The organism is Micromonospora sp. NPDC049366, from assembly GCF_044466625.1.
Classification (GTDB): domain Bacteria; phylum Actinomycetota; class Actinomycetes; order Mycobacteriales; family Micromonosporaceae; genus Micromonospora.
On sequence record NZ_JBITMV010000026.1, the window covers coordinates 14,032 to 36,192 of the forward strand.

Genomic DNA, 22,161 nt, shown 5'->3' on the forward strand with positions numbered 1-22,161 from the left:
CCCCGGGCCCTCCTCCCGGGCTCTCCGCTCAGGCTCTCCGCTCAGGCTCTCCCCGGTGATCAAGAGGTTCGCGTCACGCTCGGGCTCATCTCTGACGCAAACCTCTTGATCACGACGTGGTGCCGGTCGACCCGGAGCTGGGCAGGTCCGGCAGGGCGTTGTCCACAGGGAGGGTCGGGGTTATCCACAGGGGTGTCGGCGGTGCGGGGCGCGCCGGCATCGTGAGGTGGTGACGCCACTCGATATCTTGCGCAGGGTCGCCGCCGGGCAGGACGGGATGGTGACCGTCGAGCAAGCCGTGCGTGCCGGCCTGAGCAAGGACCAGGTTCGGCAGATGTGCAGGTCCGGTCGGTGGCAGCGGGTCCTGCGAGGGTGCTTCGTTCTGGCCGAGACGCGGAGCGTCGAGACCCTGCGGCGGGCACAGATAAGGGCTGCCGTGACCAGCCTCGGCCCGGGTGCGTTCGCCGTCCACGAGACGGCTCTCGAGCTGTACGGCATCGCCGGTCTGCGTTCGACCGGTCAGGTCCACGTCTCGGTGCCGGTGGATCGACCGCGGCCGCAGCGTGGCCTGGCCCCGTGGCTGGCGGTGCATCAGCTGACCGTCACTCCCGGCGACCTCGCCGGTGTTGTGGGCCTCAAGGTCACCTCACCGCTCCGCACCGTCTCGGACGTCATCCTCAAAGTTGACCGGTTCGCCGCGGTGTCCGTGCTCGATTCGGCGCTCAACCGTGGCCTCGTCACGCCGGACGACCTGCTGGCGGTGCCGGGCATCATCCATGGCCGGCGGGGAGCGGTTGCCGCTCGCGGCTACCTGGCCGAGGCGGACGGGCGGGCGCAGTCGCCGCTGGAGACGCGTACGCGGCTGCGCTGCGTCGACGGCCGGGTGCCACCGGACGCGCTCCAGCTGGAGGTACGCGACCACGACGGCTATCTGCTCGGCATCGGTGACCTGGGCTGGCGTGGCCCGCGGGTGCTCGCCGAGGCCGACGGGCGGGACTCGCACGACACCCCGGACGCGGTCTTCGCCGACCGCCGACGGCAGAACCGTCTGGTCAACGCCGGTTGGACGGTGCTCCGGTTCACCTGGGCCGACACCCTCCGCCCCGACTACATCCCCTGGACGGTCCGCCAAGCCATAGCCGCCGCCCGCCGCACCTGAGCCGCCGCCCCGCCCCCTCCCAGTGATCAAGAGGTTTGCGTCACGGATGAGCCAAAACTTGACGCAAACCTCTTGATCACCGAGGCGGGGCGGGGCGGGGCGGCGGGGCGGGGCGGGGCGGGGCGAGGCGGCGGGGGCGGGGCGGGGGGAGGCGGCGGTGGGGGGAGGTTGGCGGTGGGGTCAGTAGGATGCGGGTTTGTGCGGGTACTTCTGGTGGGTTCTGGAGGGCGCGAGCACGCTCTCGCGCTCGGGTTGGCGTCCGATCCGGCGGTCACGGAGCTGATCGCGGCCCCGGGTAATCCGGGGATCGCGGCGATCGCCGAGCTGCGTACGGTCGAGGCGACCGATCCGGCGGCGGTGGCCGCGCTGGCGGTCGAGACCGGGAGCGACCTGGTGGTGATCGGCCCGGAGGCGCCGCTGGTCGCCGGGGTGGCCGACGCCGTACGCGCCAAGGGGATCCCGGTGTTCGGCCCGTCCGCGGAGGCGGCCCGGCTGGAGGGGTCGAAGGCGTTCGCCAAGGACGTGATGACCGCGGCGGGGGTGCCGACCGCGCGGGCCTACACCTGCGCCGACCCGGAGAGCGTGGCCCGCGCGCTGGACGAGTTCGGCCCGCCGTACGTGGTGAAGAACGACGGTCTCGCCGCCGGCAAGGGTGTGGTGGTCACCGACGACCGCGCCCGCGCCGAGGAGCACGCGCGGGAGTGCGGCCGGGTCGTCATCGAGGAGTACCTGGACGGCCCCGAAGTCTCCCTGTTCGTGATCACCGACGGCGAGGCGGCGGTGCCGTTGCTGCCGGCGCAGGACTTCAAGCGGCTCGGCGACGGTGACACCGGCCCGAACACCGGGGGGATGGGGGCGTACGCGCCGCTGCCGTGGGCCCCACCCGGTCTGGTCGACGAGGTCATGCGGGACGTGGTCCACCCGACACTGGCCGAGCTGCGCCGCCGGGGCGCCCCGTTCGCCGGGCTCCTCTACGTGGGGCTGGCGATGACGGCCGCCGGCCCCCGCGTGATCGAGTTCAACGCGCGCTTCGGTGACCCGGAGACGCAGGTGGTGCTCGCGCTGCTGGAGACCCCGCTCGGTGGGCTGCTGCACGCGGCGGCGACCAGCACGTTGGCCGAGCACCCGCCGCTGCGCTGGCGGGACGGCGCCGCCGTGACGGTGGTGGTCGCGTCGGAGGGCTACCCGGCCTCGTCCCGCACCGGCGACGTGATCACCGGCGCGGACGGTCCGGGCATCATCCACGCCGGCACCGCCCGCCGGGCAGACGACGGTGCCCTGGTCTCCGCGGGTGGCCGTGTCCTCTGCGGTACGGCCACCGGCCCCGACCTGGCCACCGCGCGGGACGCTGCGTACGAGCTGGTGCGTGGCATCGGGCTGGCCGGTTCGCAGCACCGCACCGACATCGCCGCCGCGGCGATCGAGGGCCGGATCACGATCCCCGCCTGAGCCCGGGCGGCCGTCCCCGCCCGACGCCGCGTGAACAGTGGGGCGACGAAAGGCTGACGCACCGTCCGGCACCGCGCCGGGCGGTGTCAGCCGAAGTAGCGACGCAGCTCGCGGGTGAGCACCTTGCCGGTGGCGTTGCGCGGCAGGTACTTCACGAACACCACGTCCCGGGGCACGGAGTAGCGGGCGAGGTAGTGCCGCACGTATTCGCGGACGGCCTCCGGGTCCAGTGTCTCGCCGGGATGCAGGGCGAGGAACGCGGCGAGACGCTGGCCGAACTCGGGGTCGGGTACGCCGATGACGGCCGCCTCGCGGACCTGGGGCAGTCGGGCGAGCAGGTCCTCCACCTCGGACGGGAAGACGTTCTCGCCACCCGAGACGATCATGTCGTCCGCTCGCCCGTCGACGAAGAGCAGGCCGTCGGCGTTGAGTCGGCCCAGGTCGCCGGTGTCGAGCAGCCCGTCGCGGGTCTCCCGGCTCGCCCCGGAGGTGTACCCCTCGAAGAGCATCTCGTTGCCCACGAAGATCCGCCCGACGTGTCCGACGGGCACCGGTGCGCCGGCGGCGTCGAGGATCTCCAGCCGGGTGCCGTGCGGCGCGCGCCCGGCGGTGGTCGGTGCGGCGCGCAGGTCGGCGGGGCCGGCGATGGAGGCCCAGGAGACCTCGGTCGAGCCGTAGAGGTTGTACATGACGTCGCCGTAGACGTCCATGAACCGGGGCGCGAGGCCGCCGGGCAGGGCGGAGCCGCTGACCGCGACCACCTTCAGCGGGGGGCGTGGGTCGGGCGGCGGCACCTCCAGGAGCCGCTGGAGCATCACCGGCACGGCGAACAGCGCGTCGCACCGGTGGTCGGCCAGTGCGGCGACCGTGGCGGCCGGGTCGAAGCGGCGGTGCAGCACGATGGTGGCCCGCAGCGCGAAGCAGACCTGGAGGGCGGCGAATCCCCAGGTGTGGAAGATCGGGGCGGCGATCATCACCCGGTCGCGGGTGTGCAGCGGGATCCGGTCGATGATGGACACCAGCGGGCCGAAGCCGGTGGGGGTCCGGCGGCGGGCACCCTTGGGCGCGCCGGTGGTGCCGGAGGTGAGCACGATGATCCGGCCGTCGCGCTCCGGCGGGTGCAGCTCACCGGGGAGGGCGCCGACGACCAGCTCCTCGCGGGCGCGCTCGTCCAGGCGGGGCAGCTCGGGCGGCAGGGTGAGGACGCGTTCGGCGAACTCGTCGTCGTGCACGAGCACCCGGAGTCGCTGCTCCTCGGCAACGGTGCTGAGCTGCGCCGGGGAGAGGCCGGTGTTGACCAGCACCGCGTCGGCGCCGAGCAGGGTGGCCGCGACGATCGTCTCGATCAGTCCGTGGTGGTTGCGGCACAGGACACCGATGCGGTCCCCGGCCTGGATGCCGAGTCCGGCCCGTAGGGACCGCGCGGTCCGTTCGGCCCGGTCGAGCAGCCGCTGGTAGGTCAGCTCGACGCCGTCCTCGTCGATGATCGCCGGGCGGTCGGGGTCCCGGGCGGCGGCCTGGCGCAGCTCGCCGGCCAGGCTCCAGCCCCACCGACGCAGTGCGCTCAGCTGCGAGGCGACCCGGATGGGTCGGCCGGGGGTGAGCAGCCCGCGACGGGTCAGCGTGGTGACGATGAACGGCAGGTCCATGCCGCAGACCTCCTTGGGGGCGGTGCGCGGACGGGGTCGAGGGGGCCGTCCGGTCGGGCGTCTGTCGTGATCATGCCCTGGGTGTCCGCGTACGGCAGCTCGGCGGTGGCGCGGGGTGACGAAGACGGCACCGTTGGTGCGCCGGCCGGGCCACCCGCGGGCGGCCCGGCCGGTCAGCGGATCTGCATTCCGGAGATGGCGCGCGAGACGACGAGTCGCTGGATCTCGGAGGTGCCTTCGAAGATGGTGTAGATCTTCGCGTCCCGGTACCAGCGCTCGACCGGGTGGTCGCGCAGGAAGCCGGCACCGCCGAGCAGCTGGACGGCCTTCTCGGTCACGGCGACGGCGACCTCGCCGGCCTTCAGCTTGGACATCGAGCCCTCGCCCGCGGTGAACGGCCGGTTGTTGCGCCCCATCCAGGAGGCGCGCCACACCAGCAGCCGGGCCGCGTCGATCTCCATCTTCATGTCGGCCAGCGCGAACGCGACCGCCTGGTTCTCGATGATCGGGCGTCCGAACTGGACCCGGTCCTTCGCGTAGTCCAGGGCGTACTCGTAGGCGGCGCGGGCCACGCCGAGCGCCTGCGCGCCGACGGTGGGCCGGGTGATCTCGAACGTCCGCATCGCCGCCTGCCCGGAGGCGCGCTGCCCGGAGCGGGCCCGGTCGAGGCGTTCCCGCAGCGCCTCCCGGCCGCCCAGCAGGCAGTTTCCGGGCACCCGTACGTCGTCGAGGAAGACGTCGGCGGTGTGCGACGCGCGCAGCCCGAGCTTGCGCAGCTTGCGGGTCGCGCTGAGCCCCGCGGTGCCGGGCGGTACGACGAATGCCGCCTGCCCCCGGGATCCGAGCGACGGTTCGACCGAGGCGGTGACGACGTGCACCCCGGCGATGCCGCCGTTGGTGGCGTACGCCTTCTGCCCGTTCAGCACCCACTCGTCGGTGGCCTCGTCGTAGACAGCGCGGGTGCGCATCGCGCCGACGTCGGAGCCGGCCTCGGGCTCGGTGCTGCAGAACGCGGCCACGGCGGGCTCGTCGACCGAGCCGAAGCACTGCGGCACCCACTCGACCAGTTGGTCGGGTGTGCCGGTGCCGTAGATCGCGGCGACGGCGAGTGAGGTGCCGAAGATGCTGAGGCCGATGCCGGCGTCACCCCAGAACAGCTCTTCGCTGGCGATGGGGAGGGAGAGGCCGGTGGGGTCGGCCCAGCAGGTGGCGAGGAACTCGAAGCCGTAGAGGCCGACCTTCGCCGCCTCCTGGATGACCGGCCAGGGGGTCTCTTCGCGGGCGTCCCACTCGGCCGCGGCCGGGCGCACGACATCGGCCGCGAAGCCGTGCACCCAGTCGCGGAGGTCCCGCTGTTCCTCGGACAGGTCGAGCGAGAACTCGGCCATCTCAGGCCTTGGGGATGTCGAACAGGTTGGCGATGTTGGCGGCCAGGCCCAGGTCGCCCTTGGCCTTGAGCTTGCCGGTCATGAACATCATGACGGGGTTCGCACCGCCCGAAACGATCTTGAGGAACTCGACCGGGCCCAGGGTCAGGGTGAGCTTCGGGTCGCGCTGCGGGGTGTCCGAGACGGTGCAGGTGCCGTTCTCGATGACCACCTCGTAGGTGTCGCTGCCACCGTCCGGGCGGCCGGTGATGGTCCAGTGGATGACGGCGTTGGTCGAGCCGGCCCGGTCGGCCCGGAAGAGCGACGGCATCCGGTTGAAGACCTCGCTCAGCACCTTGCCGCGCAGGTCGCTGGCCATGACAGCGGCGATCTTGTCGTCCGGGGTGGACTTGACCAGCTGGGCGAACTCCTTCGGGCCGACGTTGGCGAAGTTCGCCGGGTCGAAGTCAGTCATGGGGGATACACCTCTCGGGCGGGGCCAATCTGGTTACTCTGGCGTAACCTTACGCACGAGTAGGTATGCTCGCAAGGTGTCCAGTACGCCCACCTTCAAGCGCCTGCCCCGGGCCGTCCGCGAGCAGCAGATGCTCGACGCGGCCGTCAAGGTCTTCTCCCGGCGCGGGTTCCACGGGGCCAGCATGGACGAGATCGCCGAGGACGCCGGCATCTCCAAGCCCATGGTCTACGCCTACCTGGGCACCAAGGAGGAGCTCTTCGTCGCCTGCCTGCACCGGGAGGGCACCCGGATGACGCAGGCCATCGCCGGGGCGGCCGCCCCTGACCTGCCCGCCGACGAGCGGCTGTGGCGGGGGCTACGGGCGTTCTTCGGATTCGTCGGGGCTCACCGGGACGGCTGGGCGGTGCTCTACCGGCAGGCCCGGGGCGAGCAGCCGTTCGCCGGTGAGCTGGCCGCCATGCGGGCGCGGCTCGTCGAGGTGGTCGCCGGCGTGCTCGACCACGCGCTGCGCGCGAAGGGGCGCGAGGTCGCCGCCACCGATCTGGAGGTGGTCGCGTACGCCCTGGTCGGCGCCAGTGAGTCCCTCGCCGACTGGCTCGCCGACCACCCCGAGGCCGACCCCGAGAAGACCGCCACCCGGATGATGAACGTGGCCTGGCTCGGCGCCGACCAGCTGCTCCGCGGCGTCACCTGGCGCCCACCCGCGAGCTGACCCGCCGCGTCGAGGGCGACCGCCGGGAGTCCGCGGTCCTCCGCGCGCCGAACCGCCGCCACCGACCGGTCACTCGCGGCGGGCCGCCCTGCGGTGGGCGCGGCGGCGCAGCTCCCGGACGAACTCCAGACCCAGGGTCACCGCGACGGCCAGCCCCAGCCCGGTCAGCACGCCCTTGATCGGGTCGCGCTCGAACGCGAGCCCGCCGAAGTAGCCGAGCAGACCGCAGTAGAGCCCCCAGGTGAGCGCCGCGATCGCGTCGAACAACAGGAAGTTGCGCCGGGGATAGCGGACCGCGCCCATGGTGAGGGTCACCGCCGTCCGTCCGCCCGGAATGTAGCGGGAGGTGGTCAGGATCAGGCCGCCCCTGCGTTGGACCGCTCGGCGGGCCCACTCCGAACCGGTCCGCCGTCGACTCCGTTCGGGCAGGCGGGCCAGCCGCCCCGCGCCGCCGGCACGTCCGATGGCGTACGAGATGTGGTCCCCGAGCAGCGCGCCGACCGCCGCGGACAGGATCACCCCGACCAGGTTGGGGTGCCCGCCGAAGGAGGAGAGCACGGCCGCCGTGATCACCGCGGCCTCGCTCGGGATCGCCGGAAAGAACGCGTCGATCGCGGTGGCGCCGATCAGCACCAGGTACACCCATGGCGACATGACGGTGTCCCGCAGCAGGTCGATCACGGCGTCCATGCCTCCATGCTGGGCGGGCGCGGTGTCAGACGGGGGCCCTTCGCGGACAAAAGGCGCTGGCCAGGGGCCCCGCCTTCGCCTCCGCGGTCGGGCCGTGCGAGGTGAGCAGCACCGGCACGCCGAGCGCGTCCTCGACGGTCGCCGGCCAGTCGGTGGGCGCCTCGTCGAGCACCGGGCGGTCGCGCAGCAGCCGGGCGGTGAGCGCGGCCTGCCGGTCCAGGTCCCCGGCCGGTCCGGGGGTGAGCCGGTCCAGCCCTTCGTAGCGGCGGCAGATCCGCAGGTCGGTGCCCGCCAGGTCGAGGTGGGTCAGCGCCAACCCGTCCACGCCGCCGGCCACGTCCAGCGCGTACCGGTGGGCGACCGCGTCGAAGTGCCCGAACCGGAACCGGCCCTGCCAGGGGTTCGTCGGGTTGTGCGGATCGTTGAACGGCAGCGCCGGGTCCTCGGTGACCAGCGGCCCGGGGCCGTGGCGGGTCGTCGTCACCCGCAGCACCCCGAGGCGCTGGGCGGTGCCGGCCAGGCCCGCCTCGGCGAGCAGCGCCTCGGCGTTGGCGAAGGTCGTGGTGCTCCACGTGGTGTACGGGTGGAAGCCGTGCCACTCGTCCAGCAGCACCCCCTGCGCGCCCTCGAAGACACAGGTGCCCTCGCGCAGCGCACTCGCCAGCCAGCTCCGATCGACGATCGCCACCCGCTCGGCGAAGGCCGCGTACGCCGGCAGACAGTCCGCCACCGGCGGCGCGTCCAGCGGCCCCAGCTCGGCGGTGAGCCGGTCACGCAGCGCGGTGAGCCGGCGGCGCAGCACCGCCGGGCGGCGGCAGTCCGCCACCCGGGGCGCCTCGTCGGGGTGGGCGAGCCCGTACGCGACCGCCTCGCCCACCCCGAGCCCGCAGGAGCCGTGCCGGTCGGCTCCCCGGGCGATCTCCCGGGCCCGGTTGGCGGCCCGGTGGTACGGGGTGGCCAGCAGGGCCTCCCCGTCCACGGTCAGCCGGTCGAGCGCGTCGGGCACCCCGACCGCCGCGAGGTGGTCGGCCTCGGCGGCCAGCGCCAGCGGGTCCACCACCACGTGCCGCGCCAGGTGCGTACGCACACCGGGGCGGAACGTCCCGGCGCCGAACTGCGCGAACGTGTGGTGCCGCCCGTCGCGCAGGACGACGTTGTGCGCCGCCTGCGCGCCCCCGTTGAAACGGACCACCGTGCGCACCGGCCGGGTGGCGCAGAGCAGGTCCACCACGGTGCCCTTGCCGGCGTCGCCGTAGCCGAGGTCGACCACCATCACGTGGTTCACAGCCGGGTGACCCCGCTTCCGCCGCCGGTCGGGGTGAACGGCAGCGTCGCCACCGCGCGCCGGCCGGAGTCCAGCCGGGCGAGCGCCTTCGAGACCGTCCCGGTGGCCGTGGAGCCGGCCCGGTCCAGGTCGCGCAGGCCGGTGTCCAGGTCGATGGCCTGCTCGCCGAGCCCGACGGTGAGCGCGATCGTCTCGCAGACCGCGTCCAGGTCGTCCAGCTCGACCGCGTTCTGCCCGAGCAGGTCACGCCAGAAGTCGAGCACCTTGCGGTTGCCCGCATAGTGGCTGCCGGCGGGGAGCAGGTAGTAGGTGTCCCAGCGCGCGGTCACCTCGTCCACGATCTGCCGGACCGGCACGTCCTCGGCCAGGTCGTCGCCGATGAGCCGGGCCACCTCCGTCGCCTTCACCCGGGGGTACGCCAGCTCGTCGCCGATGATGAACAGGTAGCCGCGCCGGCCACGCTTGGACCAGCTGTCGGTGACCGTGTGCCGGGCCATGAAGTAGAGCGCCAGCTCGTACGACTCGGTCATCTGACCGCCACCGCCGCCCTCCAGCACGATCCGGCCGAGGTCGTCGTCCATCCGGTTGTCGGACTCGAACTGCCCGATCTGCAACGGCACCCGGTCGCAGGTGGCGTCGCCGATGGCACCGAACATGACCTGCGGGTCACGGGCGTACCCCTGGCGGAGCAGCAGTCCGAGCAGCTGCGGCAGCTTGCTCTGCAGCACCCGGGGCACGTGCCCCATCGAGCCGGTGACGTCGAAGAGCACCGCGATCGGCGTCGACTGCGGGTGCTCGGCGGAGTCGCGGCTCTCCCGGGCCGCGCCGCGCGGGTCGAGCGCCGGGTGCACGGTCCGCGCCCCGCTGTCGCTGTAGGAGAACGCGCGCTTGCCGGTCTTGCGCCGGTAGCGGTCGGCGGCGTCGTACACGTCGGTGGACCAGATTCCACTGCCCATGGCAGCCTCCCTACGGGTTGAGGGTGAAGGGTCGGAAGGTGCGCGGCCCGTACAGCCGGTCGAGCACCTCGTCGAGTTCGCGCAGTAGCCGCCACGCGTCGTCCGGTCGGGCGGAGAGCGCGGGGCCCTGGCAGCCGGCCGCGAAGGCCCGCAGCTCGGGCGGCACGCGGGTGGCCATCAGCCAGGTCATGCAGCGGGCGGCCAACGCGATGTCGGTGCCGGGGCCGCAGGGTCGCTTCCCGACGACCTCCGGCGGGTAGAAGTCCTCCTGGCCGGGCACCAGCGCCGGCACGAGCCCGCCCGGCTCGGTGGAGAAGCACCAGTCGACCAGCACCAGGCCGTGCGCGTCCGGCTCGATCAGCACGTGCCGGGGGAGCACCGCGCCGTGCACGACCCCGGCCCGGTGGGCCAGGCCGAGCGCGACCAGCAGCCGTCGCCACATCCAGGCCGCGTCGCGCGGGTCCACCCCGGTCGGGTACGCGCGGCGCACCTCCGCCAGGCTGCGCAGCCCGGGCACGGTGGCCAGCTCGTTGACCAGCCGTTCCGCGCCGGTCGCCGGGTCACGCACCGGGTAGGAGTCGATCAGCCGGGGCACGTACGCCAGGTGGCGCGGATCGCCGTGCTCGGCGATCCGGCGTAGCGCGCGCGCCTCGCGGGCCATCAGGTCGTTGTCGCCGGGCTGCCGGGGCACCTTCAGCAGCCGCCCGTCCCCGTGGTCGTGCAGGTCGGCGACGTCGCCGAGGTGCACGGGGGCGGGGGCGGCGGTGCCGCGCCAGCGGGTGGTGACCGTGGTCAGCGCGTCGCTGGCGGCGGCGCGTACCCGGGGATCGGCCGCGCCCAACCGGTCGGGGTGCAGCGCGCCGACCAGCTCGCGGTAGCGGCGGGCCGGCGCGTCGGTGCCGAACAGGTCGGCGTCGGTGCGCGCGGCCGCGACCAGCCGGATGGCCTCCTCCGTTCTCATCGCACCGTCTCCTCCCGCGCGGGGCGCAGCAGGGCCGGGTGCAGCAGGTGGGCGTCGCCGGCGCGGTAGAGCTTGGCCCGGGGGCCGCCGCGCGCGCCGCCGCGTTCGGTGCTGGCGCCGGTGCTCTCGACGAAGCCCGGCACCGAGAGCACCTTGCGGTGGAAGTTGCCGGCGTGCAGCGGGTGGCCCCAGACCGTCTCGTAGACCGCCCGCAGCTCGGTGATCGTGAACTCGGGGGCGAGGAACCGGGTGGCCAGGGGGGTGTATTCCAGCTTGGACCGGGCACGCTCCAGCCCGTCGTCGATGATCCGGCCGTGGTCGAAGGCGAGCTGCCGGCTGGTCAGCGCGGTGACCGGCAACCAGACGGCGTCGTCGGCGTCGGTGTCGGCGACCGGGTCGGGCAGGTCGGGGGCGAATGCCAGGTGGGCGACGGAGACCACCCGCATGCGCGGGTCGCGGTCGGGCGCGCCGTAGCTGCCGAGCTGTTCGAGGTGCACCCGTCGCAGCCGCTCGCCGCCGAGCCCGGTCTCCTCGGCCAGCTCGCGTCGGGCACCGGTGGTCAGGTCCTCGTCGGGCTGGACGAAGCCGCCCGGTAGCGCCCAGTGGCCCGCGAACGGTGGCGCGCCCCGGCGGATCAGCAGCAGGTGCAGCGCGCTCTCCCGGATGGTCAGCGCGACCACGTCGACGGTGACCGCGACCGCCGGGTAGTCCCGGGGGTCGTACCCGGCGAGGAAGTCCTGCTCGTTCACGGCGCTCACTCTCTCAGCTTGAGAACAACTCAATCTGAGAACAACTTAACGTACGAAAGTGGGGGCGGCAAGCCCCGCCTTCGCCTCAGCGCACGGTGCCCACCAGATGCGGTCTCCCGTCCCGGGCGCTGTGCAGCGCGAAATCCCAGCTCGTGCCGGTCGCGGACGCGCTGAAGGCCACCGTGGACGGCAGCGGCACCGGCAGCTTGAACGACACGTCGACCGTGTACGCCTCCGGCAGCCGGCTCTCTAGCGCGGCCAGGCAGCGGGCCTTGCTCCACATGCCGTGCGCGATCGGGCGCGGGAAGCCGAACAGCCGCGCGCTCAGCCTCGAGGTGTGGATCGGGTTGTGGTCGCCGGAGACCCGTGCGTAGTCCGTACCCACCCGCGGCGTCACCCGCCACTGCGCCGACGAGGCCGGTGGCGCCGGGCGGTCACCCCGGTCGCGCCGCGGGCCACCCGCCGTGCGCTCCTTCCCGAGGTACGTCGACACACCCCGCCAGACCTCCTCGCCGCCGACCGCGGCGACCAGCACCACGTCGAGCTGCCGGCCCCGCTCGTGCGGACGCAGGTTCTCCGCGTACGTGCGGAAGTCGACGGTCTCGCCCACCCGGACCGGCCGGCGCACGGTGATCCGGTTCGCCACATGCACCACACCGGTCAGCGGGATGGGGAAGGCGGCGGCCGTCATCAGCCGCAGTGACAGCGGGAACCCGAGCACGTGCAGGTACGTCGCCGGCAGCCGGTCGGCCAGGCGGAACCCGCAGACGCGGTCGTAGTCGGCCAGGTGGGCGGGGTCCACCGGCACCCCGGTGACGCCCAACTCCACCGCCGGCACCTCCGCCGCGCGTCGGCCGCCGAGGCCGGGCAGCGCCCCGAGCAGGGCCCGCCGGTAGAGCGCGCCGGCGGCGGGCAGCCGGGGCAGCTCGACGGCCGCCCGGCCGGTGGCCCGCTGCGACGCGGGGGTGCTCGACTCCGGCGCGGCGCCGGCCGGGGAGGACGCGGGGGTGGTCGGCTCAGGCGCGGAGCCGGCGGCGGATGTCGCGTCCATCACGCCCCCAGCAGACTCTGGCCGCAGACCCGGACGACATTGCCGCTGACCGCGCCGCTGGCCGGCCAGGCGAGCCAGCCGATGGTCTCGGCGACGTCCACCGGCAGCCCGCCCTGGGCCATGCTGTTCATGCGGCGTCCCGCCTCCCGGATCACCAGCGGGATCCGGGCGGTCAGCCTCGTCTCGATGAAGCCGGGTGCGACCGCGTTGACGCTGATCCCACGTCCGCGCAGGGCGGGGGCGAGCGAGTCGACCAGGCCGATCACGCCGGCCTTGCTGGTGGCGTAGTTGGTCTGGCCCCGGTTGCCGGCGATCCCGGCGATCGAGGAGACCGAGACGAGCCGGCCACCGGCCGGGATCAGCTCGCGGGCCAGCAGCTCGTCGTTGATCCGCTCCTGACTGCTGAGGTTCACGTCGATCACCTGGTCCCACCGGTCGGCGTCCATCCGGCCGAGCGTCTTGTCCCGGGTGATCCCGGCGTTGTGCACGACCACGTCGACCCGGCCGTGGCGGGTGGCGAGGTGCTCGGCGAGCCGGGTCGGTGCGTCCGGCGCGGTCAGATCGAGCTGGACGGCGGTCCCGCCGATCTCGTTGGCGACGTCGGCGAGCGCGTCGCCGGCCGCCGGAACGTCCAGCGCCACGACCCGGGCGCCGTCGCGGGCGAGCACCCGGGCCAGCGCCGCGCCGATGCCCCGAGCCGCGCCGGTGACCAGGACGACCTGCCCGTCGAGCGGCCGGTCCCAGTCGGCCGGCACCGTCGCCGAACCGGCGCCGATTCGGACGACCTGCCCGGAGACGTACGCCGACCGGCCGGAGAGCAGGAAGCGGAGGGTGGCTTCGAGGCTGGTGAGCGTGCCGGCGTCACCGTCGGCGGTGACGTGGACCAGTTGGGCGGTGACGCCCCGGCCGAACTCCTTGCCGATGCTGCGGGTCAGCCCCTCCAGGGCCCGCTGGGCGGTGGCCTCCCGAGGGTCGGCGCACTCGCCCGGCGGGGTGCCCAGCACGATCACCCGGCCGCTCGGGGTCAGCGACCGGGCCGCCGGGTGGAAGAAGTCGTACAGCTGCCGCAGCCCGGTCGAGTCGGTGATGCCGGTGGCGTCGTACACCAGGGCGCCGAAGCGGTCCGTCGGGGCGACGGCGCCGGGCTCGCGCAGCTCGACCCCGGCGGCGGTCAGCAGCTTGCCGACCGGCTCGACGAGGCGGCCGCCGGTGGCCGCGCCGAGCAGGGCGGGCCCGGGCAGGAGCGGGTCGCCGGGGCGGTGCCGGCGCAGTCGCGGCGGGTCGGGCAGCCCGAGGCGCTTGACCAGCGCGCGACCGGCCCCCGATTGGACGAAGCTCGCGTACCTGTCGGTCATGGGCGTAGCCTACTGGCGAGTAGGGTAGCGGCAACACTGTTGAGGAGGCGGATCGTGCAGAGCATTCGGCGGGTCGCGGTCATCGGCGGCAACCGCATCCCCTTCGCCCGCTCCAACTCGCGCTACGCGAGCGCGTCGAACGCCGACATGCTCGGTGCCGCGTTGGACGGGCTGGTGGCCCGCTACGGGCTGGCCGGCCAGCGGGTCGGCGAGGTCGTCGCCGGCGCGGTGCTCAAGCACTCCCGGGACTTCAACCTCACCCGTGAGGTGGTGCTCGGCTCCCGGCTCGACCCGCACACCCCCGCGTACGACATCCAGCAGGCCTGCGGCACCGGCCTGGAGGCGGCGATCCTGGTCGCCAACAAGATCGCCCTCGGGCAGATCGACGTCGGCATCGCCGGTGGTGTGGACACCACCTCCGACGCGCCCCTCGCCGTCAACGAGGACCTCCGCCGCACCCTGATCAAGCTCAACAGCGCCCGGACGCTCGGCGAACGGCTCAAGATCGCGGCGAAGCTGCGCCCGCTCCAGCCCTTCAAGCCGGAGATCCCGCGCAACGCCGAGCCGCGCACCGGGCTGTCGATGGGCGACCACGCCGCCCGCACCGCGCTGACCTGGAACATCGACCGGCGTTCGCAGGACGAGCTGGCGCTGCGCTCGCACCAGCGACTGGCCGCCGCCTACGACCGGGGCTTCTTCGACGACCTGATGACGCCCTACCTGGGGCTGACCCGGGACCAGAACCTGCGCCCCGACACCAGCCTGGAGAAGCTGGGCGCGCTGAAGCCGGTCTTCGGCACGCGCGGCGCGGACGCCGACCAGGCCACCATGACCGCCGGCAACTCCTCGCCGCTCACCGACGGGGCGTCGACCGTGCTGCTCGCGACCGAGGAGTGGGCCCGGGAGCACAACCTGCCCGTGCTCGCCTGGTTCAGCTGGTCCGAGACGGCCGCCGTCGACTTCGTGCACGGCGACGAGGGGCTGCTCATGGCCCCCGCGTACGCGGTGCCGCGGATGCTCGCCCGGGCCGGCCTGACCCTGCAGGACTTCGACTACTACGAGATCCACGAGGCGTTCGCGTCGCAGGTGCTGGCCACCCTCGCCGCGTGGGAGTCGCCGGAGTTCTGCAAGGACCGGCTCGGGCTGGACGCCCCGCTCGGCGCGATCGACCGGGACCGGCTCAACGTCAACGGCTCTTCCCTGGCCGCCGGGCACCCGTTCGCCGCCACCGGCGGCCGCATCGTCGCCACGCTGGCGAAGCTGCTGGCCGAGAAGGGCGGCGGACGCGGCCTGATCTCCATCTGCGCGGCCGGCGGGCAGGGCGTGACGGCGATCCTGGAGCGCTGAGCGGCCGGCGCCCGCCGACGGTACGAGGAAGGTCACGCGTCCCGGTCCTCCTCGGGGCGGCGCGGCCCGGCGTGGAAGACTGAGCTGCGTGACGATCCCGAACGTGCTCGCCCACCGTTACGCCTCCCCGGAGCTGGTCGCCCTCTGGTCGCCGGAGGAGAAGGTCCGGATGGAACGCCGGCTCTGGCTGGCCGTGCTCCGCGCCCAGCGCGACCTCGGTGTGCCGGTCCCGGACGGGGCTGTCGAGGCGTACGAGCGGGTCGTCGACGACGTCGACCTGGCGTCGATCGCGGCACGGGAGCGGGTCACCCGGCACGACGTGAAGGCCCGGATCGAGGAGTTCAGCGCGCTCGCCGGGCACGAGCAGGTGCACAAGGGGATGACCTCCCGGGACCTCACCGAGAACGTCGAGCAGCTCCAGGTCCGGGCGTCGCTGGAGCTGATCCGGGACCGGGTGGTCGCCACGCTGGCCCGGCTGGCCTGGCACGCGCACGAGTACTCCGGCCTGGTGATGACCGGCCGCTCGCACAACGTGGCCGCGCAGGCCACCACGCTGGGCAAGCGCTTCGCCTCGGCGGCGGAGGAGCTGCTCATCGCGTACGAGCGGCTGGAGGACCTGATCGCCCGCTATCCGCTGCGCGGGATCAAGGGCCCGGTCGGCACCGCCGCCGACCAGCTCGACCTCTTCGACGGCGACGCCGACAAGGTGGCCGAACTGGAGCGCCGGGTGGCCGAGCACCTCGGCTTCTCCCGGGTGCTGGACAGCGTCGGACAGGTCTACCCGCGTTCGCTCGACTTCGACGTGCTCTCTGCGCTGGCCCAGATCGCGGCGGCGCCGTCCTCGCTGGCGACGACCATCCGGCTGATGGTCGGTCAGGAGCTGGTGACCGAGGGCTTCAAGCCCGGTCAGGTCGGGTCCAGCGCGATGCCGCACAAGATGAACACCCGGTCCAGCGAGCGGGTGAACGGCTTCGCGGTGATCATCCGGGGTTACCTGTCGATGGTCGGCGAGCTGGCCGGCGACCAGTGGAACGAGGGCGACGTCTCCTGCTCGGTGGTGCGCCGGGTGGCCCTGCCGGACGCCTTCTTCGCCGCCGACGGGTTGTTCCAGACCTTCCTCACCGTGCTGGAGGAGTTCGGGGCGTACCCGGCGGTGATCAACCGGGAGCTGGAGCGCTTCCTGCCCTTCCTGGCCACGACGAAGATCCTGGTGGCGGCGGTCCGGCGGGGTGTCGGCCGGGAGGTCGCCCACGAGGTGATCAAGGAGCACGCGGTCGCCGTGGCGCTGGGCATGCGCGAGAAGGGCGCCCTGGAGAACGACCTCTTCGACCGGCTCGCCGGGGACGGCCGCCTCAACCTGACCCGGGCCGAGATCGACGAGCTGGTCGCCGACCGGGCCGCCTTCGTCGGCGCCGCCTCGGCACAGGTCCAGGCGGTCACCCGCCGCATCACCAAGATCGTCGAAGCCCACCCCGAGGCCGCCACCTACTCCCCACCCCCCATCCTCTAACCCCCCCCGCCCACCGGGGGCACCGGGGCCGGTTAGGCCTCGCGGGTGGGGGTTTCGGCGGCGGTGGAGAGGTTGGGGGCGCTCGCGGGCTCGGTGATGCCGCCGGGCGCCGACGCGATCTCCGGGTCGTGGGCGGTCTCCGCGGCGACCAGCGGCTGGTCGGGCGGCATGACGTCGGGCACCTTGGGTACGACGATCACCGCCGTCCCGTACGCGCAGATCTCCATCCACATCTCGCCGCAGTCCCGGCTGTCGAACCGCATCCCGATCACCGCGTTCGCGCCGAGTCGGCGGGCCTCCTCGCCGAGGCGGGCCACCGAGTCCGTACGCCACCGGGTGAGGTTGTCCGGCGCCATCGGGTCGTACGCGCCACCGCGCAGGTTCTTGACCCCCTCGCGGTACGGGTTACGGGTCCTGGCCATCGATGACACCACCTCACCAAGGATCTGGCGGATTTCGTAGCCCGGCAGTTGGTCCGTCGTCACGACCAGCACGTTTCCGATGCTGTCAGGGTCGCCCCCACCCGATCGCGAACGTTGTTCACCTGATCGGATGCTGAAAAACGGCGCGGCGCGGACGGCCGGCACGTCGCCGACCATCCGCGCCGGTTGGGCGCTAACCGTCAGACACCGGCCGTTGAGGTGATCCAGGCCCGGTTGTACGCGACGCTGCCGTAGTTCTGGATGCTCGAACCGTCGGCGGTCGAGGCGACGCCGACCTGGCGGCCGTTGTAGAACTGCGGGCCGCCCGAGTCGCCCCGCCAGGCGTTGCCGTTGATCCGCGTGCTCCGGATCGCCTGCCCGCCGTACGCGTCGGTGGCGCTGTTGCTGGTCACCTGGACGTTGGCGGTCTTGAGCTGGGTCGACGCGGAGCAGCCGCTGTAGCAGGTCATGCCCCAGCCGTAGATCGAGTTGGTCGAGCCGATCGGCGGGTTGGCGGTGGCCAGCGTCACCGCCGAGGTGCTCACCGAGCTGGACAGGCGCATCAGGGCCAGGTCGTAGCGGGTGTAGGTGGCGCTGACCGTCCGGGTGACGCCGCCGGAGGTGCGGTTGACGCTGCCGACGCGCACGGACATGCTGCCGCTGATGCAGTGGCGGGCGGTGAGCACCCACTGCGGGGCGATGACGCTGCCGGAGCAGGTGAACGAGCCGTTGCTGAGGACGGCGGCGGCCCACGGGGCGGACGAGACGGTGCCGCCGCCGATGATCGGCTGAGGGCCGGCGGGGGCGGCGGCGGCGCCCGAGGCGGCGCCGACGACGCCGACCAGCGCGGTGCTGATCGCCACGAGCAGGGAACGGATACGCATGTCGCTGGTCTCCTTGTGACGCTGGGGACCCGGGTTCGCCGGGCGCGGGTGGCCGGTGGCGGGGATCACCCTTCACCGGATCATCGAGTTCTGTCGATGTACGCTAGGGGTCGACCCCGGTGATTTCAAGGATCTGATCGAGATTCGCCTATGTAACGATTCGGCGACCCTCGCCGCCGTATATGGCCTGGTGGGAGTGGGTGTGGCGCGCAACGGAGCGCTCCGCCGGCCGTCGGACGTGTGAACACGTCGATCACTGGCCCGACGAGGCCCGGCCGGTGCGGCCGTACCCGTATCTGCCAGGTAGGCTGGCTGCGCTCGCCCGTTGTGGGTCGGCACCCAACTGCGTACACAGTCAGGAGTGCCCCAGTGCCTCGCGTCGTCGTCGACGTCATGCTCAAGCCCGAGATCCTCGATCCGCAGGGCCAGGCCGTCGCAAACGCGCTGCCGCGGCTCGGCGTCAGCGACGTCGCCTCGGTCCGGATCGGTAGGCGGATCGAGATCGAGTTCACCGGCGAACCGGACCTGGACCGGGCCCGGGAGATCGCCGACAAGCTGCTCGCCAACCCGGTCATCGAGGACTTCACCGTCCGCCTGGTCGAGGCCGACGAGACCGCGGGCGCGCGACCGTGACCGCCCGGGTCGGAGTGGTGACCTTCCCCGGCTCGCTCGACGACGGGGACGCCGCCCGGGCCGTCCGGATCGCCGGCGCCGAGGCCGTCCGGCTCTGGCACGGTGACCCGGACCTGCACGGTGTTGACGCGGTCGTCCTGCCCGGTGGCTTCTCCTACGGCGACTACCTGCGCTGCGGCGCGATCGCCCGGTTCGCCCCGGTCATGGAGTCGATCGTCGACGCGGCCCGCGGCGGCCTGCCGGTCCTCGGCATCTGCAACGGCTTCCAGATCCTCTGCGAGGCCCACCTGCTGCCGGGCGCGCTCACCCGCAACCAGCACCTGCACTTCCGCAATCGGGACCAGTTCCTGCGGATCGAGACGGCCGGCACCGCGTGGACCAACGCGTTCCAGCCGGGCCAGGAGATCCTGATCCCGGTGAAGAACGGCGAGGGCTGCTACGTCGCGGACGACGCGACGCTCGACCAGCTCGAGGCGGAGGGCCGGGTCGTCGCCCGCTACATCGGCGGCAACCCGAACGGGTCGCAGCGCGACATCGCCGCGATCACCAACGAGGCCGGGAACGTGGTCGGCATCATGCCGCACCCCGAGCACGCGGTCGAGGCGCTCACCGGCCCCTCGCTGGACGGGCTCGGCTTCTTCACCTCGGTCCTCAAGCACCTGGTGGGGGCGCCCGCGTGAGCGCGGGCAGCGACACCGGTCCGGCGAGCCTCGCCATCGCGAGCGGGAGCGGGCCGGTGACCGGCGGCGACAGGATCATCGGTCAGCTCAACCGCCCGACGGGCGGCCACGAGCGCAGCGAGGAGAGGTCATGACCACCCATCCGGACCCGGTACGGGAGACGCCGGAGTCCTTCCCGGCGCAGCCGGCGGAGTCGCGCGCGGCCGACGTCGTACCGCCGGCCGCCCCCGCCCGGCCCGCCGAGCCGGCACCCGCCGACTGGGCCGAGGGCGTGGACACCGTGCCGCGTGCCGGTGGCACCCCGGGCGAGCTCCAGCCGTACACCGAGCTGGGGCTCCTCGACGACGAGTACGAGCGGATCCGGCAGATCCTCGGCCGGCGGCCCACCCAGGCCGAGTTGGCCATGTACTCGATCATGTGGAGCGAGCACTGCTCCTACAAGTCCAGCAAGGTCCATCTGCGCCAGTTCGGCGAGAAGGCGCCGCCGAGCGACCGGCTCCTCGCCGGCATCGGTGAGAACGCCGGTGTGGTGCAGGTCTCCGACGAGCTGGCCGTGACCTTCAAGGTCGAGTCGCACAACCACCCCAGCTTCGTCGAGCCCTACCAGGGCGCGGCCACCGGCGTCGGCGGCATCGTCCGGGACATCCTGGCCATGGGCGCCCGCCCGGTCGCCGTGATGGACCCGCTGCGCTTCGGCGCGGCCGACCACCCGGACACCGCCCGCGTTCTGACCGGCGTCGTCGCCGGTGTGGGCGGCTACGGCAACTGCCTGGGCCTGCCGAACATCGGCGGTGAGCTGGTCTTCGACCCGTCCTACCAGGGCAACCCGCTGCTCAACGCGCTCTGCCTCGGTGTGCTGCCGGTCAACCGGCTCCAGAACAAGGCCGCCGCCGGCCCCGGGAACGTCGTGGTGCTGATGGGCGCCAAGACCGGCCGCGACGGCATCGGCGGTGTGTCGGTGCTGGCCAGCGCCACCTTCGACGAGGGCAGCGAGGCGCGCCGCCCGGCCGTGCAGGTGGGTGACCCGTTCACCGAGAAGCTGCTGATCGAGGCGTGCCTGGAGCTGTACGACGCCGAGCTGGTCGTCGGTATCCAGGACCTCGGCGGCGCCGGCCTGACCTGCGCGCTCACCGAGACCGCCGCCGCTGCCGGCACCGGCATGCGGGTGTGGCTGGAGCGGGTGCCGCTGCGCGAGCCGTCGATGGAGCCGCACGAGATCCTGGCCAGCGAGTCGCAGGAGCGGATGCTGCTGGTCGTCGAGCCGGACAAGCTCGACGCCGTGCTCAAGACCGCCGACAAGTGGGGCGTCCTCGCCACCGCGATCGGTGAGGTCACCCCCGCGGCGCCGGACGGCAGCCCCGGCCGGCTGACCATCACCTGGCGGGACCACCTGGTGGTCGACGTGCCGCCGGGCTCCCTGGTCGACGACGGCCCGGTCTACGCCCGCCCGATGCGGGAGCCGGCCGACCTGATCCTGCTCCAGGCCGACCGGGCCGAGACGCTGCCCCGCCCGGCCGACCCGGAGGCGCTGCGGGAGACCGTGCTGCGCATGATCGCGTCGCCGAACCTGGCCGACAAGACCTGGGTCACCGAGCAGTACGACCGCTACGTGCTGGGCAACACCGTGCTCGCCCAGCCGGAGGACTCCGGTGTGATCCGCATCGACGAGCGGACCGGCCTCGGTGTGGCGCTGTCGGTGGACGGCAACGGCCGTTACACCCGGCTCGACCCGTACAACGGCACGAAGCTCGCGCTGGCCGAGGCGTACCGGAACGTGGCCGCGAGCGGCGCGAAGCCGATCGCCGTCACCAACTGCCTCAACTTCGGCTCGCCGGAGGACCCGGCCGTGATGTGGCAGTTCGCCGAGGCCGTTCGCGGTCTGGCGGACGGCTGCGCCGAGCTGGGCATCCCGGTGACCGGCGGCAACGTGAGCTTCTACAACCAGACCGGCGCGGCGGCGATCCACCCGACCCCGGTGGTCGGTGTGCTCGGTGTGCTGGACAACGTCGCCGACCGGGTGCCGATGGGCTTCGTGCCGCGGCCGAACGGCGACCACGACCAGCTCTTCCTGCTGGGCGAGACGCACGTCGAGCTCTCCGGCTCGGAGTGGGCCTGGGTGACGCACGAGCACCTCGGCGGCATCCCGCCGCAGGTCGACCTCGCCCGCGAGAAGGCGCTCGCCGACCTGCTGGCCGAGGCCGCCCGGGTGGGTCACCTCAGCTCCTCGCACGATCTCTCCGACGGCGGTCTCGCCCAGAGCCTGGTCGAGTCCTGCCTGCGGCGCGGGGTGGGTGCGCGGATCGCGGTGCCGGAGCAGTTCGCCGCCGGCTCGATGCCGTTCGTCTACCTGTTCAGCGAGTCCGCCGGGCGGGTGCTGGTGTCGGTGCCGCGCGGGCACGAGAAGGCGTTCACCGCGCTCTGCGCCGAGCGTGGCGTGCCGTTCGAGCTGATCGGCGTCACCGACCCGACCGGCGGCGCGCTGGAGGTGCACGGCCAGTTCCGGATCGGTCTGGACGAGCTGCGCGCCGCCCACACCGCCACCCTGCCGCGCCTGTTCGGCAGCGGGGAGTCGGCGGTGGAGGTTCCGGCGCCGGCCGCCGGGGTGGCCGGAGCCGTCGAGGCGGTTGCGCTGCCGGTGACCGAGCCGGCCGCCGAGGTCGCGCGGGTCGACCCGGAGTCGGTCGAGAGCGAGCCGATCGCCTCGGCCGGGCCGGTCGCGCCGGCGGGTCCGGTGGAGCCGGTCGCCAGCGAGGCGACCGCCGAGCCGGCCGACACCGACTCCGGTGCCACCGAACAGCCGTCGGCGCCCGACGAGCGCTGAGGC

At 73.3% G+C, this 22,161-nt stretch carries 21 protein-coding genes; 9 read left to right on the forward strand and 12 right to left on the reverse strand.

The annotated features are described in order from the left end of the window. Positions 1–229 precede the first annotated feature (229 nt). Together ACIBTV_RS28735 and purD are read left to right on the forward strand one after the other, a co-directional pair. A complete protein-coding gene (locus ACIBTV_RS28735) occupies positions 230–1,159 on the forward strand; it encodes a type IV toxin-antitoxin system AbiEi family antitoxin domain-containing protein (protein WP_396709882.1) in 930 nt (309 codons plus the stop codon). A gap of 198 nt (positions 1,160–1,357) precedes the next feature. Next, complete coding sequence (gene purD, locus ACIBTV_RS28740; RefSeq protein ID WP_396709884.1) at positions 1,358–2,608, forward strand: phosphoribosylamine--glycine ligase; 1,251 nt, start codon at positions 1,358–1,360, stop codon at positions 2,606–2,608. An 86-nt stretch (positions 2,609–2,694) separates the two neighbouring features. On the opposite strand, the gene ACIBTV_RS28745 is transcribed toward purD, so the two are convergent. The 3 genes from ACIBTV_RS28745 to ACIBTV_RS28755 all read right to left on the reverse strand — a co-directional run bounded on the left by ACIBTV_RS28745 (position 2,695) and on the right by ACIBTV_RS28755 (position 6,099). Continuing rightward, positions 2,695–4,257, reverse strand: a complete 1,563-nt coding sequence (locus ACIBTV_RS28745) for an AMP-binding protein (RefSeq protein ID WP_396709886.1) — start codon at positions 4,255–4,257, stop codon at positions 2,695–2,697. Positions 4,258–4,430: 173 nt separating this feature from the next. Continuing rightward, on the reverse strand, positions 4,431–5,645 hold the full coding sequence (locus ACIBTV_RS28750; protein WP_396709887.1) for an acyl-CoA dehydrogenase family protein: 1,215 nt from the start codon (positions 5,643–5,645) through the stop codon (positions 4,431–4,433). A gap of 1 nt (position 5,646) precedes the next feature. After that, positions 5,647–6,099, reverse strand: coding sequence for an SCP2 sterol-binding domain-containing protein (locus ACIBTV_RS28755; RefSeq protein ID WP_396709888.1), 453 nt, complete (start codon positions 6,097–6,099; stop codon positions 5,647–5,649). 76 nt (positions 6,100–6,175) lie between these two features. On the opposite strand from ACIBTV_RS28755, the gene ACIBTV_RS28760 reads away from it, so the two are divergent. Beyond that, positions 6,176–6,814, forward strand: coding sequence for a TetR/AcrR family transcriptional regulator (locus ACIBTV_RS28760; protein ID WP_396709890.1), 639 nt, complete (start codon positions 6,176–6,178; stop codon positions 6,812–6,814). 69 nt (positions 6,815–6,883) lie between these two features. Here the strand turns inward: ACIBTV_RS28760 and ACIBTV_RS28765 are convergent, their stop codons facing one another. The 7 genes from ACIBTV_RS28765 to ACIBTV_RS28795 form a co-directional block, all read right to left on the reverse strand. Next, entirely contained in the window at positions 6,884–7,504 is a 621-nt protein-coding gene (locus tag ACIBTV_RS28765; RefSeq protein WP_396709892.1) for a DedA family protein, read from the reverse strand. A 25-nt stretch (positions 7,505–7,529) separates the two neighbouring features. Next, on the reverse strand, positions 7,530–8,789 hold the full coding sequence (locus ACIBTV_RS28770; protein WP_396709894.1) for an adenylosuccinate synthetase: 1,260 nt from the start codon (positions 8,787–8,789) through the stop codon (positions 7,530–7,532). After that, a complete protein-coding gene (locus ACIBTV_RS28775) occupies positions 8,786–9,745 on the reverse strand; it encodes a hypothetical protein (protein ID WP_396709898.1) in 960 nt (319 codons plus the stop codon). The genes ACIBTV_RS28770 and ACIBTV_RS28775 overlap by 4 nt, the downstream gene beginning before the upstream one ends. A 10-nt stretch (positions 9,746–9,755) precedes the next feature. Next, positions 9,756–10,706 carry a serine/threonine protein kinase gene (locus ACIBTV_RS28780; protein WP_396709900.1) on the reverse strand — a complete coding sequence of 317 codons (951 nt, stop codon included), beginning with the start codon at positions 10,704–10,706 and terminating at the stop codon, positions 9,756–9,758. Next, complete coding sequence (locus ACIBTV_RS28785; RefSeq protein WP_396709980.1) at positions 10,703–11,455, reverse strand: NUDIX domain-containing protein; 753 nt, start codon at positions 11,453–11,455, stop codon at positions 10,703–10,705. The genes ACIBTV_RS28780 and ACIBTV_RS28785 overlap by 4 nt, the downstream gene beginning before the upstream one ends. Positions 11,456–11,540: 85 nt before the next feature. Continuing rightward, entirely contained in the window at positions 11,541–12,506 is a 966-nt protein-coding gene (locus tag ACIBTV_RS28790; protein ID WP_396709982.1) for a MaoC/PaaZ C-terminal domain-containing protein, read from the reverse strand. Next, positions 12,506–13,861: a 3-oxoacyl-ACP reductase gene (locus ACIBTV_RS28795; protein WP_396709902.1), complete on the reverse strand. Its 1,356-nt coding sequence runs from the start codon at positions 13,859–13,861 to the stop codon at positions 12,506–12,508. The genes ACIBTV_RS28790 and ACIBTV_RS28795 overlap by 1 nt, the downstream gene beginning before the upstream one ends. A gap of 54 nt (positions 13,862–13,915) precedes the next feature. On the opposite strand from ACIBTV_RS28795, the gene ACIBTV_RS28800 reads away from it, so the two are divergent. Then, complete coding sequence (locus tag ACIBTV_RS28800; protein WP_396709904.1) at positions 13,916–15,208, forward strand: acetyl-CoA C-acetyltransferase; 1,293 nt, start codon at positions 13,916–13,918, stop codon at positions 15,206–15,208. A gap of 88 nt (positions 15,209–15,296) precedes the next feature. Continuing rightward, positions 15,297–16,718, forward strand: coding sequence for an adenylosuccinate lyase (gene purB / locus ACIBTV_RS28805; protein ID WP_396709905.1), 1,422 nt, complete (start codon positions 15,297–15,299; stop codon positions 16,716–16,718). A gap of 32 nt (positions 16,719–16,750) precedes the next feature. On the opposite strand, the gene ACIBTV_RS28810 is transcribed toward purB, so the two are convergent. Together ACIBTV_RS28810 and ACIBTV_RS28815 are read right to left on the reverse strand one after the other, a co-directional pair. Beyond that, the gene (locus ACIBTV_RS28810) at positions 16,751–17,317 is read right to left on the reverse strand and encodes a YbjQ family protein (protein ID WP_396709907.1); all 567 of its coding nucleotides are present in this window, start codon (positions 17,315–17,317) and stop codon (positions 16,751–16,753) included. Between the two features lie 23 nt (positions 17,318–17,340). After that, positions 17,341–18,024, reverse strand: coding sequence for a S1 family peptidase (locus ACIBTV_RS28815; protein WP_396709909.1), 684 nt, complete (start codon positions 18,022–18,024; stop codon positions 17,341–17,343). 369 nt (positions 18,025–18,393) lie between these two features. On the opposite strand from ACIBTV_RS28815, the gene purS reads away from it, so the two are divergent. From purS to purL, 4 genes are read left to right on the forward strand one after another with little or no spacing between them, the layout of a single operon-like run. Continuing rightward, the gene (gene purS, locus ACIBTV_RS28820; protein WP_091593523.1) at positions 18,394–18,657 is read left to right on the forward strand and encodes a phosphoribosylformylglycinamidine synthase subunit PurS; all 264 of its coding nucleotides are present in this window, start codon (positions 18,394–18,396) and stop codon (positions 18,655–18,657) included. Continuing rightward, entirely contained in the window at positions 18,654–19,337 is a 684-nt protein-coding gene (gene purQ, locus ACIBTV_RS28825) for a phosphoribosylformylglycinamidine synthase subunit PurQ (RefSeq protein WP_091593521.1), read from the forward strand. The genes purS and purQ overlap by 4 nt, the downstream gene beginning before the upstream one ends. Then, positions 19,334–19,471 carry a hypothetical protein gene (locus ACIBTV_RS28830; protein ID WP_396709912.1) on the forward strand — a complete coding sequence of 46 codons (138 nt, stop codon included), beginning with the start codon at positions 19,334–19,336 and terminating at the stop codon, positions 19,469–19,471. Before purQ ends, ACIBTV_RS28830 begins: the two co-directional genes overlap by 4 nt. After that, positions 19,468–22,158 (forward strand): phosphoribosylformylglycinamidine synthase subunit PurL, encoded by a 2,691-nt coding sequence (gene purL / locus ACIBTV_RS28835; protein ID WP_396709914.1) that lies wholly within the window; start codon positions 19,468–19,470, stop codon positions 22,156–22,158. The genes ACIBTV_RS28830 and purL overlap by 4 nt, the downstream gene beginning before the upstream one ends. The last annotated feature ends 3 nt before the right edge of the window (positions 22,159–22,161 follow it).